The 13,095-nt window shown below is 63.1% G+C and carries 13 protein-coding genes; 7 read left to right on the top strand and 6 right to left on the bottom strand.

Annotated elements, in window-relative coordinates; genetic code table 11:
* Positions 1-7 precede the first annotated feature (7 nt).
* From ACUCV0_RS08395 to ACUCV0_RS08405, 3 genes are read right to left on the bottom strand one after another with little or no spacing between them, the layout of a single operon-like run.
* Complete coding sequence (locus ACUCV0_RS08395) at positions 8-934, bottom strand: histone deacetylase family protein (protein ID WP_059315414.1); 927 nt, start codon at positions 932-934, stop codon at positions 8-10.
* Positions 931-1,563, bottom strand: coding sequence for an exopolysaccharide biosynthesis protein (locus ACUCV0_RS08400; protein ID WP_313647534.1), 633 nt, complete (start codon positions 1,561-1,563; stop codon positions 931-933). Before ACUCV0_RS08400 ends, ACUCV0_RS08395 begins: the two co-directional genes overlap by 4 nt.
* The gene (locus ACUCV0_RS08405) at positions 1,560-3,176 is read right to left on the bottom strand and encodes a histidine kinase famiy protein (protein ID WP_313647535.1); all 1,617 of its coding nucleotides are present in this window, start codon (positions 3,174-3,176) and stop codon (positions 1,560-1,562) included. Before ACUCV0_RS08405 ends, ACUCV0_RS08400 begins: the two co-directional genes overlap by 4 nt.
* A gap of 171 nt (positions 3,177-3,347) precedes the next feature.
* On the opposite strand from ACUCV0_RS08405, the gene tesB reads away from it, so the two are divergent.
* From tesB to ACUCV0_RS08420, 3 genes are all read left to right on the top strand, one after another.
* Positions 3,348-4,208, top strand: coding sequence for an acyl-CoA thioesterase II (gene tesB / locus ACUCV0_RS08410; RefSeq protein ID WP_482212488.1), 861 nt, complete (start codon positions 3,348-3,350; stop codon positions 4,206-4,208).
* 114 nt (positions 4,209-4,322) lie between these two features.
* Complete coding sequence (locus ACUCV0_RS08415) at positions 4,323-5,771, top strand: ATPase domain-containing protein (RefSeq protein WP_059315410.1); 1,449 nt, start codon at positions 4,323-4,325, stop codon at positions 5,769-5,771.
* A 25-nt stretch (positions 5,772-5,796) separates the two neighbouring features.
* The gene (locus ACUCV0_RS08420; RefSeq protein WP_059315409.1) at positions 5,797-6,165 is read left to right on the top strand and encodes a response regulator; all 369 of its coding nucleotides are present in this window, start codon (positions 5,797-5,799) and stop codon (positions 6,163-6,165) included.
* Positions 6,166-6,245: 80 nt separating this feature from the next.
* On the opposite strand, the gene ACUCV0_RS08425 is transcribed toward ACUCV0_RS08420, so the two are convergent.
* Complete coding sequence (locus ACUCV0_RS08425; protein ID WP_313647538.1) at positions 6,246-6,611, bottom strand: CsbD family protein; 366 nt, start codon at positions 6,609-6,611, stop codon at positions 6,246-6,248.
* A 24-nt stretch (positions 6,612-6,635) separates the two neighbouring features.
* Here ACUCV0_RS08425 and ACUCV0_RS08430 point away from each other — a divergent pair, with 24 nt between their 5' ends.
* The 3 genes from ACUCV0_RS08430 to cadR all read left to right on the top strand — a co-directional run bounded on the left by ACUCV0_RS08430 (position 6,636) and on the right by cadR (position 9,061).
* A complete protein-coding gene (locus ACUCV0_RS08430; RefSeq protein ID WP_482212489.1) occupies positions 6,636-8,048 on the top strand; it encodes a hypothetical protein in 1,413 nt (470 codons plus the stop codon).
* Between the two features lie 161 nt (positions 8,049-8,209).
* Positions 8,210-8,389: a hypothetical protein gene (locus ACUCV0_RS08435; RefSeq protein WP_059315406.1), complete on the top strand. Its 180-nt coding sequence runs from the start codon at positions 8,210-8,212 to the stop codon at positions 8,387-8,389.
* A gap of 201 nt (positions 8,390-8,590) precedes the next feature.
* Positions 8,591-9,061: a Cd(II)/Pb(II)-responsive transcriptional regulator gene (gene cadR, locus ACUCV0_RS08440; RefSeq protein ID WP_313647540.1), complete on the top strand. Its 471-nt coding sequence runs from the start codon at positions 8,591-8,593 to the stop codon at positions 9,059-9,061.
* On the opposite strand, the gene rimO is transcribed toward cadR, so the two are convergent.
* A complete protein-coding gene (gene rimO / locus ACUCV0_RS08445; RefSeq protein ID WP_059316908.1) occupies positions 9,058-10,383 on the bottom strand; it encodes a 30S ribosomal protein S12 methylthiotransferase RimO in 1,326 nt (441 codons plus the stop codon). The two genes, cadR and rimO, sit on opposite strands and share 4 nt — an antisense overlap.
* 305 nt (positions 10,384-10,688) lie before the next feature.
* Between rimO and ACUCV0_RS08450 the strand changes: the two genes are divergently transcribed.
* Positions 10,689-12,530: a potassium transporter Kup gene (locus tag ACUCV0_RS08450; protein WP_059315404.1), complete on the top strand. Its 1,842-nt coding sequence runs from the start codon at positions 10,689-10,691 to the stop codon at positions 12,528-12,530.
* A 46-nt stretch (positions 12,531-12,576) separates the two neighbouring features.
* Here ACUCV0_RS08450 and ACUCV0_RS08455 read toward each other — a convergent pair whose 3' ends face one another.
* Positions 12,577-12,882, bottom strand: a complete 306-nt coding sequence (locus ACUCV0_RS08455) for a hypothetical protein (RefSeq protein WP_059315403.1) — start codon at positions 12,880-12,882, stop codon at positions 12,577-12,579.
* Between the last annotated feature and the right edge of the window lie 213 nt (positions 12,883-13,095).

Below are 13,095 nucleotides of genomic sequence, written 5' to 3' on the forward strand. Positions count from 1 at the left end.
CTCCCGTTCAGTTCAGGCCCAGCTCATGCCAGACCTGGGTCGCCGTGTGGTGCAGGATCCCGTGGCGGCGGGCCAGGGCGGTGCGATCGGCCGAGTAGCCGCCGCCGATCACCCCTGCCACCGGTATATCCGCCGCCAGGCAGCGTCGCAAGACCAGGCCATCACGAGCCGCGAGGCCGGCGTCGGTGAGCGCCAGATACCCCAGGGCATCGTCGCGATGCACATCCACCCCGGCGTCGTAGAGCACCACGTCGGGCTGGTGGAGGGGCAGCAGATAGCCCAGGGCGTCGTCGAGGACCCGCAGATAGCCAGCGTCGTCCAGGCCGCGTGGCAACGGGATATCCCAGTCGCTTTGCGCCTTGCGTGCCGGATAGTTGGTGGCGCAGTGCAGCGAGACGGTGATAGCGTCAGGGACCTCGGCGAGAATGCGCGCCGTGCCATCGCCCTGGTGGACGTCGCAATCCAGGATCAGTACCCGCCCGGCGCGACCGCTTTCCAGCAGTGACAACGCCAGGATCGCCAGGTCATTGAAGATGCAGAAGCCGGCCGGATAGTCATGGTGGGCATGGTGGGTGCCGCCGGCGAGGTGGCAGGCTAGGCCATGGCGCAGCGCCAATTCCAGGGTGAGCAAGGAGCCGCCCACCGCGCGGACGGTGCGGCGCACCAGGGCTTCGCTCCAGGGCAGGCCCAGCTGGCGCTGCAGCGGTGGTGCCAGTTCGCCGGCTTGGAAGGCCTGAATGTAGTCGGGCGCGTGTGCCAGGGCCAGCAGCGCGTCTGGGCATGGCTCGGGGCGCTGCCAATTGTCCGCGCCCAGTATGCCGGTCGCGCTCAGGTGCTCGTGCAGCAGGCGAAATTTATCCATCGGAAAGCGATGGCTGGCGGGGAAGGGCGGACTGTAGTCCTCGTGATAGACCAGCGGCAGACGGGCGCTCAAAACACCAACAGCTCCAGGATGAACCAGATGATCCCGGTGCAGAAGCCCAGTGCCAGGAGGAATAGCAGCCCGTCGCGGGCGATCAGCGACAGGGCGAAGGAGGTCAGGGCCAGCCCGGCCGTGGTGTTGGCGAAGGGCACCAGATCCAGCACCGGCATGGTCGCGGCGATGAGGATGCAGAGCAGGGCAGTGACGAAGTGCGCCGGTCGCGAGGTGAGCACCCGCAGGCGTGACCTGACCACCTTGTCCACCCACCGCGCCGGCTTCTGCAGCAGCCGCAGCGATTTGCGCAGCTTGCCGCGCGAAACATTGCGCTGCAGGACCCAGCGCGGCAGCCAGAAATGGTCGCGTCCCAGCAGCAACTGGGCACTCACCAGCATCACGAAGACGGCGATGGCGGTGGCGATGCCGGGAATGCCGGTCAGCGGCGAAATCGCCAGCACACCTGGCAAGAGGATCATGGGGCCGAAGGAGCGACTGCCGATGGCATCGATCAGATGCTGGACCGACACCTGCTCGGGACTGTTGCCCACCCGTTCGAGACAGGCCAGGAAGCTCTGGAGATCCACCGGGCCATCCTGCCCGGCGTCACAGCTGGCTGGCTCGCGCTCCAGGGCTTCGTCACTCATGGCTGCTCGGCGTCCAGCATGCGGCGAATCCAACGGGTCAGATCCTGGCGACCATAGGGCTTGTTGAGGATGGGAAAGCGCTCGCCATTGCCTTCCTCGACGTCCAGGGCATTGTTGGCATAGCCGGTGGTGAGCAGGATACGCAGGTGCGGTTGCCGCTTTTGCGCCTCCTTGGCCAGCATGACACCGTTCATACCGCCGGGCATGATCAGATCACTGAACAGTAGATCGATGGAAGGCTCACGGGCGAGGATATCCAGAGCCTGTTGCCCGTTGTGCGCGACCAGCACCTGATAGCCAGTTTCTTCCAGGATGGCCTGGGCCAGGGCTGCCACGTCCGGGCGGTCGTCCACCACCAGAATCGTTTCGGAGCCACCGCCATCCTCGTGCAGGCTAGGGAGCGGTGCCGCATGCTCGCGCGCCTCCTCCTCCGAGACCGGGAAGTAGAGACGTACTGAAGTTCCTATCCCAACTTCGGAATAGAGCCGGACCAGACCGCCCGACTGCTTGAGAAAGCCATAGACCATGGACAGGCCCAGGCCGCTGCCCTGGCCCTCGTCACGGGTGGTGAAGAAGGGATCCAGCGCACGCCCGAGCACATCGGTGGACATGCCACATCCGGTGTCGGTGAGGGCGATGCAGACATAGTGTCCCTGGGAAAGTCCACCATGGGCCAGATCCTGCCCATTGACCTCTACATTGAGGGTTTCCAGAGTCAGGGTGCCAGTACCACGCTCCACCATGGCCAGGCGGGCGTTGTCGATGATGTTGAGCAGCGCTGTTTCCAGCTGGATTGGATCGAGGCGACAATTCCACAGACTGTGGGCGGGACGGAAGATGAAGCGGAAGGGGGCGCCCAACGCCTGCGAGAAACGTCCCTGGCCGGCTTCGATGAGCTTGTTCAGGTCCACCGCACGCCCGGTCAGGCGCTGCTTGCGGGCGAAGGCCAGCAACTGCTGCGTCAGGGTCGCGGCTCGATTCACCGCATCGCGGGTGTTGTCGACATGCCGCTTGGCCTTGTCGCGGTCCAATTCGGGACGATTCAGATTGATTCGCAGGATGTCCAGGTAGCCGACCATCACCTGCAGCAGGTTGTTGAAATCGTGGGCGATACCGCCTGTGAGTTGGCCCAGCGCCTCCATCTTCTGCGACTGGCGCAAGGCGTCCTCGGCATCGCGGCGGCGGGACACATCCAATTGCGAGGCAAAGTAGTAGATGAGCGTGCCTTCCGCGTCGAGGACCGGCGATATGAAGAGGGCATTCCAGAAGGTGGTGCCATCCTTGCGATAGTTCAGCAACTCGACGTTGCAATCGCGGTGTTCGCGCAGGGCGTTGCGGATTTCGGCGATGTGTTCCGGACGGGTATCGGGCCCCTGCAGGAAACGGCAATTGCGGCCCATCACTTCATCCAGCTCGTAGCCGGTGGTGCGCAAGAAGGCCTCGTTGGCGAAGATGATCGGATTGTCCGGCTGATGCGGGTCCGTCACGATCATCGGCATACGCGTCTTCTTCACGGCGGCGAAGAAGACGTCGTTGTGCCCGAGACGCTTGCCCAGCTCCGCAATCTGAGGCGCGGAGGGTGCAGGAGACGAAGCGGTTGAGGTTTCGGTCATGGAGAGGAAGCCTGCGAGCGAACAGCGAATACGTCATTGTGACCGCTATTGCAGCCACAAGCTCCACCAATTGTCGTCATACGATGAGTAACGTGGGCAGATGCACGGCGAACGCACAGGATTTGACCGGTTTTGCGTATGATGGCCACTCTCTGTCAAGGAACCCTACCCATGAGCAAGGTGCTGGACAACCTGGTCGATCTCCTGAGCCTCGACTCCCTGGCTCCCGACCTGTATCGCGGCGGCAGTCAGGACCTTGGCTTTCCCCAGCTCTTTGGTGGCCAGGTACTGGGGCAGGCCCTGTCGGCGGCCAGTCAGACCGTCCCGGCGGAGCGCCGCGTGCATTCCCTGCATGGTTATTTCTTGCGCGCGGGCTCGGCGGTGGAAGCGGTGACCTATCAGGTGGATCGCATCCGCGACGGTGGCAGCTTCTCCACGCGCCGGGTCACCGCCTTTCAGGATGAGCAACCCATCTTCTTCTGCAGCGCCTCCTTCCATATAGAGGAGCCGGGTTTCGAGCATCAGACCTCCATGCCCGAGGTGCCCGCGCCCGAGACCCTGCAATCGGAGATCGCCCACGCCCAGCGCTATGCCGAGCTGATTCCGGCTCCGCTGCGCGACAAGCTACTGGGACCACGACCTATCGAGATGCGCCCAGTGGTCTTTACCGACCCCTTCAAGCCGGAACCCACCGAGCCGGTCCGCCACGTCTGGTTCCGCGCCACTGGCGATCTGCCGGATAAGCCAGCGTTGCACCGCTACCTGCTGGCCTATGCATCGGACTTCAATCTGCTGCCCAGTTCGCTGCTGCCCCATGGCACCAGTTTCTGGGATCGCTCCCTGCAGATCGCCAGTCTCGACCACGCGGTCTGGTTTCATCGCGATTTCCGCCTGGACGACTGGCTGCTCTACGCCATCGACAGCCCCTGGGCGGGCGGCGCGCGTGGCCTGTGCCGCGGCAGCATCTACAACCGCGCGGGCCAGCTGGTGGCCTCGGTGGCCCAGGAAGGCCTGATTCGCAAACGCGGCTGAACGCGCGCGCTCTAGCTGGCTATTTGCGCACCAGGCTTATACCCTCTTGCCTGCGAAGCACCGGGCGCCTGTCCAAAGGCGTCCCAGACACATCATTAGTTTGAGGCATCGTTCTTGAATCGACTCGAGCGCGTCGTAACCGGTATCCAGGGGCTGGATGAGATCTTGAAAGGAGGCCTGGTTGCAGGTGCGTCCTATGTCATCCAGGGTCGTCCGGGTTCCGGCAAATCGATCATGGCCAATCAGATCGCCTTCAATCATGTGCGTGGCGGTGGCCGGGTGCTGTTCGCGACCATGCTGTCGGAAACTCACGAGCGGATGTTCCAGTTCTTTTCCACACTGGATTTCTTCGATCGTTCCTGCATCGGGGATCAGGTCCAGTACCTGAGTGCCTTCGATACCATGGAAGGCGAAGGGCTGGATGAGGTCGTGCGGCTCTTGCGGCGAGAAATCAGCCGGCAGAAGGCCAGTCTGCTGGTGGTGGACGGCCTGCTCAATGCCCGCTCGCGCGCGGAAACGCCCATCGACACCAAGAAGTTCATCGCCGAACTGCAGGGGCACGCGGCCTTCGCCGGCTGTACGGTGATCTTTCTCACCAGCGCTCGCCTCGAAGACGGCAGTCCGGAACACACCATGGTCGATGGCGTGCTGGATCTGCACGAAGAGGACATCGGCAGTCGCAGTATCCGCCGTATGGCGCTGCGCAAGACCCGCGGTAGCGGAGCCCTGTCGGGTTTTCACGAATTCACCATCTCCAATGCCGGCATCACGGTGTTTCCACGGCTGGAAACCCTGTATCGAGATCCCTCGGCCGGGGCAACCTACCGCGTCGGTCACCAGCGGGTGACCAGCGGCGTGGCCTCGCTGGATGCGATGATCGAAAACGGGTTGCCGGAAAGTTCGACCACGCTGCTCATGGGGCCTTCGGGGGCCGGCAAGACGTCCATCTGCCTGAACTTCCTGGCCGCCTGCACGCCCGAGGCACCCGGTCTGATGTTCAGCTTCTATGAGCCGCCGGAGCGGCTGCAGCTCAAGGCCAATGCCCTAGGGCTCGATCTGGCCGGCCGTATCGACGAGGGCGCGCTGCATATGCACTGGCAGCCCACGACCGAATTGCGCCTTGATGAGGTAGGTCTGAAGCTGCTCGCGCTGGTCAAGCAGCATGGCATCAAGCGGCTGGTGATCGACAGTCTGGGCGCCATCGCCCGCTTCGCCCTGCCCCAGGGGCGGCTCATCGAATACTTCAGCGCATTACTGAACGAGCTGCGTACCCAGGGCGTCACAGTTCTAGCCACCTGGGAATTACGGGACGTGTTTGGCGCGGATATAGCAGCGCCGGCCCCCGAACTTTCGAGCATGGTGGACAATCTGATCTTGCTGCGATTCGTCGAGGCTGAGGCAGAGATCAAAAGGGTCCTGTCCATCCTCAAGGTGCGGGATAGCCTTTATGACCCCTCGCTACGCGAGATGGTGATAGATGACTCGGGAATCGAACTGAAAAAGGCGTTCAAAGACATGGTGAAGGTGCTTTCAGGTTCAGCCATGCCCTCAATACAACCATGATCGCGTCGGCTGGGAGAGCTTCCACATGACGACGATACTGGTAGTCGATGACGAATTTCTGATAGCGGACATCCTGGCCTTCGCTCTTGAAGACGAAGGCTACATGGTGGTCAAGGCGAGCAACGGCCGCCGAGCGCTAGACGTATTCGATCGCGAACTACCGTCGCTGGTCATCACCGATTTCATGATGCCGGTGATGAATGGCCGCGAGCTCGCAGAAGCGCTACGTGAACGTCAGGGCCTGCAGCACCTTCCAATCATCCTGATGAGCGGCGCCCAGGCGCATCTGGCGCAGGAGAGTTCCGAGCTGTTCGACGCCGTCTTCCAGAAGCCCTTCAATATCGGCGACATCGTGGAGACGGTACGCAAGCATCTCCTCACCCTCAATCAGTGAAAAGCCCCAAAACAAAAAGGCCTGTCTGAGCAGGCCTTTTTGTTTTGGGGCTGGCATCACGGCCAGCCCCGCGTCTCCGATCAGGAGCGCGACAGCAGTACGCCGAGGACGAAACCGATGCCACCGGCCACGGCCAGTGCGGTAAAGGGTTTGTCGGCAGTCACGTTGCGTGCGCAATCGACAGCCTGGCCATACTGCTCTTGCAGTTTGCCCTCTAGCTGACGGGACTTGCCTTCGGCTTGCCAGTCGGTGTTGCCGGTGGCGGCACCAAAGCTATCCTGGACCTTGCCGGTAGCGTCCTTGGCATTGCCTATGATCTGATCGGTATTCATAAATGCACCTCGTGTTGTGGGAACGGGGGAGGTCATGCCAAACGACATGCTTCCCTTATTGATCCGCACCAGACGCATTTCGTTCAGGTCCAGTTCGTTGTTCGCGATATCCATCGCGATTTGCTGCCGAGAGGATCCATGATTCCCAGTCGTCTTTCCGCCCTCTGCCTGCTATCGATCCTGGCCGGCTGCACCCTTCAGCAGCAGTCGACCGAGCCTGCTCCCCAGGCCGAAGACCTCTTCACTCGTCCTCTCATGCCAGAAAGCGTGCTACGAGACGGCTCTCGGCTCCAATTCGCGCTGGCTTTGCCGGAAGAGGGGTCGGCGCTGGTCGCTCTGGACTGCGCCGCCGACCAGGCGGAGCTGCTCTATCTCGATGGCGCCCAGCGAGTCTATCCAGGGCAGGTGAATGCCTATGCCGCACCGCTGCCCCTGAGCACCGCCAAGAGCGCCGCGCTGAGGCAGCGTGCCGATATCGCGGCACTTTGCGCCCAGCCGGCGAACACGGATTGGCGCGTCCTGGCCAGTTCCGCCGGTGGCGATACCCTGGTCATCGACCGCAACAGCCTGGTGGACGGTCAAGGCGTCCGTCGTTTTTGGCGCGGGCAGCAACTGGGCGTTACGGTCAAGACGCCGCGCTACAGCGCCCCCGTGCGCCAGTGGCGTGAATCCCTGGCCGCGGATTGCACGGCGCGCCGCTACCTCCTGCTGGCGCGCTATGGCCTCGATGACAGCGGTCGCATCACCGATAGCGAACCGGCCAGGTTGACCCAGGAGACCTTCACCACCGCTCCGGTCGAACGTCGGCATGTGCTGGAAGCCGTATGCGATCATCGTGACGCTCTGCTGGCCGCACCGCGAATGCCTGCGGTGGCGACCACTCCGGCCGCCGCGGCCCCAGGCTCGACCATGGCATCTCCGACCGAGTTGCCTGTGGCCCAGCCTCAGCCATTGCAGGCCCTCCAGGCGCTGGCGCTACCCGCGCCCCGTGCCGCCATTCAGACCGTAGTGGAGGAGGGCGAGAGTCGCTACGCCGGCCAGTCTCATCCCTATCGCCAGGCCCTGCAGGTCAGTGCCGGCCCCTTGCCAGGCCTGTTCAGGTTCACTGCACAGGGCAAGGCAGCACGGATGGATGCGCTCAGCTGGCGTGGCCTGATCGATCTGGTGCGGCGTACGGAGGTCGACAACGGTGGGTTGCCGGTCGAAGAATCGGCCAGCCTGACACACCTGACGTTCAATGGTGACTGGCGGGCACTGGCCGTGGGCAGTCAGGTCGGTTATCAGGCGCAGCAGACCCTGACCGGCAATCTGCAGGGTCGCGAGCAGCGGGAGATCCAGGTGTCCTGCAAGGTGGTAGCCGAGGGCGAGGCCCGCCAGGTACTGGCGTCCTTGAGCGGACGAGCCAAGGCGCTGGAGTGTCGGCATGGCAAGGCGAGCAAGGGGCCCCTGAGTCACTGGAGCTATCTGGAGGACTATGGCTTCTTCCACATGACCAGCCTGGGTGCTGATGACGCCATGGGGCTGAAAAAGCATCTGGTAGAGCTGCGCTAGCCGCTGGACAATCAGGCAAGAGACGACCGGAGAGTGGCAAGAGTTCTCCTACGATATTTGCCTTTTAGGTAATGATCACTCTCTAAAAGGCTACTTTTTAGCGGATTGGTACTAGAGGTACGCTGTGTCTATTGAAACAGCACAACCAAGAGGTATTCGCTATGAAAGTCCTAGGCGTCCAAGCCATCGTTACCGTTCTGTTCCTGGGTCTACTGTCAGGCACCGCATCGGCTGCCAGCCGTGATGTGTCCAGCAAGTCCATTCGCGCCAATTCCCAGACCCAGTTCCAGTCGGAACATCCGGCGCGCGCCTCCGCGCTCTACCAGAACAACGCCAACTAGGTTGGTCGCTGTTACGACGCCCTGGCGATCCACTCATCGCCGGGGCGTCGGCTTTTCTCCACCGCCCCGCCGTCGCGGCCGGCTCCATCCGCCGCCCACTGACGCTCCCTAGCCAGCACCTCCCTCCTGCGCCGATAAACCTTGCTCCAGAGCCTCTGGCGCGGCAGTCTGTATGGCTGACAGAGCGTTGAGGTGGGGGCGATGAAGATCGGCGAATTGGCCAAGCGTACCGACTGCGCGGTCGAGACCATCAGATACTATGAGCGTGAGGGCCTGCTGAGTCCTGCCGCCCGCAGCAGCAGCAATTACCGTAGTTACGACGAGAGCCACGTCGAGCGACTGCTTTTCGTACGTCATTGCCGCTCTCTCGACATGACCCTGGAAGAGATACGCGCGTTGCTGGCCCTGCGCGATACCAGCGAACCCGGCTGTGCCCAGGTGGATGCCCTGATCGGTGCTCATCTGCACCATGTCGAGGTGCGCATCCGCGAGCTGGATCAGCTACGCGAGCAACTGGTGACCCTGAGGCGCCAGTGCCAGGGGGAAGGCGAGGGAGATCGCTGCGGGATCCTGCGCGAACTCGGCCAGCCGGCGGCGCCGTCATCGACCACCGCCAGTTGCAGTGCGGCCGGGCATGCCCATGTGCCCGGCACTCACCGCTTGCAGGATTAGATCACTTCCGCCCAGAGATCGTATTCATCGGCGTCGGTGACCCGCACCCAGACCTTGTCGCCCGGCTTGAGCGGAGTCGCGCTGTCGACATAGACGTTGCCGTCGATTTCCGGGGCATCGGCATAGGAGCGGCCGATCGCGCCCTGGTCATCCACTTCGTCGATCAGCACCTCAATCTCACGACCTACCTTGAGTTGTAGCCGCGCCGCGGAAATGGCCTGCTGATGCGCCATGAAGCGTTCCCAACGATCCTGCTTGATCTCGTCCGGAACAGGCTCCAGGCCCAGCTCGTTGGCCGGTGCGCCCTCAACGGGCGAATACTGGAAGCAGCCGACGCGATCCAGCTGGGCTTCGGTCAGCCAATCCAGCAGGTACTGGAAGTCTTCCTCGGTCTCGCCGGGAAAGCCGACGATGAAGGTGGAGCGGATGGTCAGCTCCGGGCAGATCTCCCGCCAGCGCTTGATGCGCGCCAGGGTCTTGTCCTCGAAGGCCGGCCGCTTCATGGACTTGAGCACCTTGGGGCTGGCGTGCTGGAAGGGGATGTCCAGGTAGGGCAGCAGCTTGCCGGCGGCCATCAGCGGGATGACGTCGTCGACATTGGGGTAGGGGTAGACATAATGCAGGCGCACCCAGACCCCCATGCCCGACAGCGCCTCGCAGAGTTCCAGCATGCGCGTCTTGACCGGCTGGCCGTTCCAGAAGTCCAGCCGGTACTTGAGGTCGACGCCGTAGGCGCTGGTGTCCTGGGAAATCACTAGCAGCTCCTTCACGCCCGCCTTGACCAGCCGCTCGGCCTCGGACAGCACATCGCCCACCGGGCGGCTGACCAGCTTGCCGCGCATGGAGGGGATGATGCAGAAGCTGCAGCTGTGGTTGCAGCCTTCGGAAATCTTCAGGTAGGCGTAGTGGCGCGGGGTCAGCTTGATGCCTTGGGGCGGCACCAGATCGATCAGTGGATTGTGCTCCAGCTGTGGCGGCACCACCTCGTGCACGGCGCTGACCACCTGCTCGTACTGCTGCGGACCGGTCACTGCCAGCACACTGGGGTGGACGCCGCGGATATTACCCTCGTCCACACCCATGCACCCGGTGACGATCACCTTGCCGTTCTCGGCGATGGCCTCGCCAATGGCATCCAGGGACTCGGCCTTGGCACTGTCGATGAAGCCACAGGTGTTGACCACCACTACGTCGGCGTCTTCATAGGTCGGTACGATCTCGTAGCCTTCCATGCGCAGCTGGGTGAGGATGCGTTCGGAATCGACGGTGGCCTTGGGGCAGCCGAGGCTGACGAAACCGACCTTGGGGGCGGACGTTTGGATGGACATGGGCTAACCTCGGCGGGCGCTCAGGAGGCGCCTTGATCAAAAAACGCGCGATTCTAGCCATCTCTGTCGCTGCTTGGAAGGGGCATGCAAGCCCTGTCGACAGCACGAGCTTTTTGCCGACGAGAGAGTCTAGGGTGCGTGAAGCGCGGCGCTGAGAAGTTGCCGGCACCACGCCCCTGGCCTTTTCAGCTTGATCCCGGCGCCGCTTCGGCGCAGGATGCGCCGATTTTCGACTCTAGGAGCCTCGCATGAGCCGTCCGGAACACGAGCACGGTGGTAAAGCCCCTTCGGCCTTGGGAATGATCGTGCTCGCCACCGGCGTGGTCTACGGCGACATCGGCACCAGCCCTCTCTATACGCTCAAGGAAGTCTTTTCCCCGCACTACGGCCTGCCGCTGAATCACGACAGCGTACTCGGCATCCTGTCGCTGATCTTCTGGTCGCTCATCTGGGTCGTCACCCTCAAGTACATCACCTTTGTCATGCGCGCCGACAACCAGGGCGAGGGCGGCATCATGGCCCTGACCGCGCTGGCCCGTCGCGCGGCGCAAGGCTCGCCCCGGCTGGCCACGACCCTGGTGCTGCTGGGTCTGTTCGGTGCAGCGCTCTTCTATGGCGACAGCATGATCACCCCGGCGGTCTCGGTGCTGTCGGCGGTGGAAGGCCTGGAACTGGCCTTCGATGGGCTGGAAGCCTGGGTGGTACCCATCGCCCTGGTGATCCTGGTCGGCATCTTCGCCATTCAGAAGCGCGGCACGGCCACCATCGGCAAGTTCTTCGGGCCGGTGATGGTGCTCTGGTTCACCACCCTGGGCGCTCTGGGCGTCTATGGCATCGTCCAGCAGCCCGAGGTGCTCAAGGCCTTCAATCCCTACTGGGCGGTGGAGTTCTTTGCCGCCAACCCGGTGAAGGGCTTCATCGTCCTGGGCGCCGCCGTGCTGGCGCTTACCGGCGCCGAAGCGCTCTATGCCGACATGGGCCACTTCGGCCGCAAGCCTATCGCTCGCGCCTGGCTGATGCTGGTGTTGCCGGGACTGGTGCTCAATTATTTCGGTCAGGGTGCGCTGTTGCTCGCCGATCCCGCGGCCGTGCGCAATCCCTTCTATCTGCTGGCGCCGGAATGGCTGCTGTTGCCGATGATCGGCCTGGCGACCCTGGCCACCGTCATCGCCTCCCAGGCGGTGATCACCGGTGCCTTCTCCATGACTCGCCAGGCCATCCAGCTGGGCTACATCCCGCGCATGCAGATCCAGCACACCTCCAGCCAGGAGCAGGGGCAGATCTACATCCCGCTGATGAATTGGGCGCTGATGCTGGGCGTGATCTTCCTGATCCTCACCTTCCAGTCTTCCGCCAACCTGGCCGAAGCCTATGGCGTCGCCGTGACCGGTACCATGCTGATCACCAGCTGCCTGGTGTCGGCGGTGATCCTGCTGCTGTGGAAGTGGCCACGCTGGATCATGGTGCCGCTGCTGATCGGCTTCCTGATGGTGGATGTCCTGTACTTCTCCGCCAACGCGCCGAAGATCTTCTCCGGCGGCTCCTTCCCGGTGATCGCCGGTATCATCATCTTCATCCTGCTGACCACCTGGAAGCGTGGCCGGCAGCTGGTGGTGGAGCGCCTGGACGACGGGGCGCTGCCGCTGCCGATTTTTATCAGCAGCATCCGCGCCCAGCCGCCATTCCGCGCCAAGGGCACCGCGGTGTTCCTCACGGCGCGGACCGATGTGGTCCCCCATGCCATGCTGCACAACCTGCTGCACAACCAGGTGCTGCATGAGCAGGTGGTGCTGCTCACGGTGCGCTATGAGGACCGGCCGCGGGTATCGCGCGGCGAGCGCATGGAGGTCGAGGACTTTGGTGACGGCTTCTATCGGGTGGTACTGCACTACGGCTTCATGGACGAGCCGGACATCCCCCTGGCGCTCAGCCATTGCCCCTATCCAGGTCTGGATTTCACCCCGATGCGCACCACCTACTTCCTCAGCCGGGAAACGGTGATCGCCTCCAAGCGCCTGGGCATGGCGCCCTGGCGAGAAAATCTCTTCGTCTTCCTGATGAAGAACGCCAACGGCAACCTGAGATTCTTCAAGCTGCCGGTGAATCGGGTGATCGAGCTGGGCACCCAGGTCGAGATCTGACCGAGCGCAGAAAGAACAAAGGCCCCGGAAGGGGCCTTTTCTTTGCCTAGTTGAATACCGGCGGGGGCAGGGCGTCAGGATCGGTGATGAAGGGCATCTGCCAGCTATCGAGGGTCTGGCCGCGGCCTTCCAGTTCGCTGCGCACGGTGCCTATGTAGCCGGCCAGGCGTAGCGGATCGCTGTAGTCGGCTTCGCCGAGCTGCTCTTCCGCGTAGAGCGTCTTACCTTGCGCATCGACTACACCCAATGCCAGGTCATGGCCATCGGCGCCAGAGGACACCACGCAACCCAGAGGCTGGAAGGCGTCGACCAGGATCTTGCTGGCGGCGTCGGCAGAAAGCGGTGTAGTCATGGCGAAGGTCTCCGGGGCTGATGGAGCGATAGACCGCGGGAGACCGCCCTGTTGTTCCAGCCGTTCGTCCGGGCCCCGAGTGACTGCCCAGTCTCTGCTAGGCGCTGGTCAGGCTGCGTTGGACATGGCCTGGAAGGATGCTCCCTTGCCCGTCTTAAATTCGGGCGACTCCGGTACCGTCTTCAGCGGGTTTCACGGGACCTTGCAGGCCTG

Source organism: Pseudomonas sp. VMV1, from assembly GCF_056790235.1.

Coding starts and splice junctions, on each gene's coding strand:
- ACUCV0_RS08400 (WP_313647534.1), bottom strand. CDS start 1,563: ATGAGTGACGAAGCCCTGGAGCGCGAGCCAGCCAGCTGTGACGCCGGG.
- ACUCV0_RS08405 (WP_313647535.1), bottom strand. CDS start 3,176: ATGACCGAAACCTCAACCGCTTCGTCTCCTGCACCCTCCGCGCCTCAG.
- tesB (WP_482212488.1), top strand. CDS start 3,348: ATGAGCAAGGTGCTGGACAACCTGGTCGATCTCCTGAGCCTCGACTCC.
- ACUCV0_RS08420 (WP_059315409.1), top strand. CDS start 5,797: ATGACGACGATACTGGTAGTCGATGACGAATTTCTGATAGCGGACATC.
- ACUCV0_RS08425 (WP_313647538.1), bottom strand. CDS start 6,611: ATGGATATCGCGAACAACGAACTGGACCTGAACGAAATGCGTCTGGTG.
- ACUCV0_RS08430 (WP_482212489.1), top strand. CDS start 6,636: ATGATTCCCAGTCGTCTTTCCGCCCTCTGCCTGCTATCGATCCTGGCC.
- ACUCV0_RS08435 (WP_059315406.1), top strand. CDS start 8,210: ATGAAAGTCCTAGGCGTCCAAGCCATCGTTACCGTTCTGTTCCTGGGT.
- cadR (WP_313647540.1), top strand. CDS start 8,591: ATGAAGATCGGCGAATTGGCCAAGCGTACCGACTGCGCGGTCGAGACC.
- ACUCV0_RS08450 (WP_059315404.1), top strand. CDS start 10,689: ATGATCGTGCTCGCCACCGGCGTGGTCTACGGCGACATCGGCACCAGC.
- ACUCV0_RS08455 (WP_059315403.1), bottom strand. CDS start 12,882: ATGACTACACCGCTTTCTGCCGACGCCGCCAGCAAGATCCTGGTCGAC.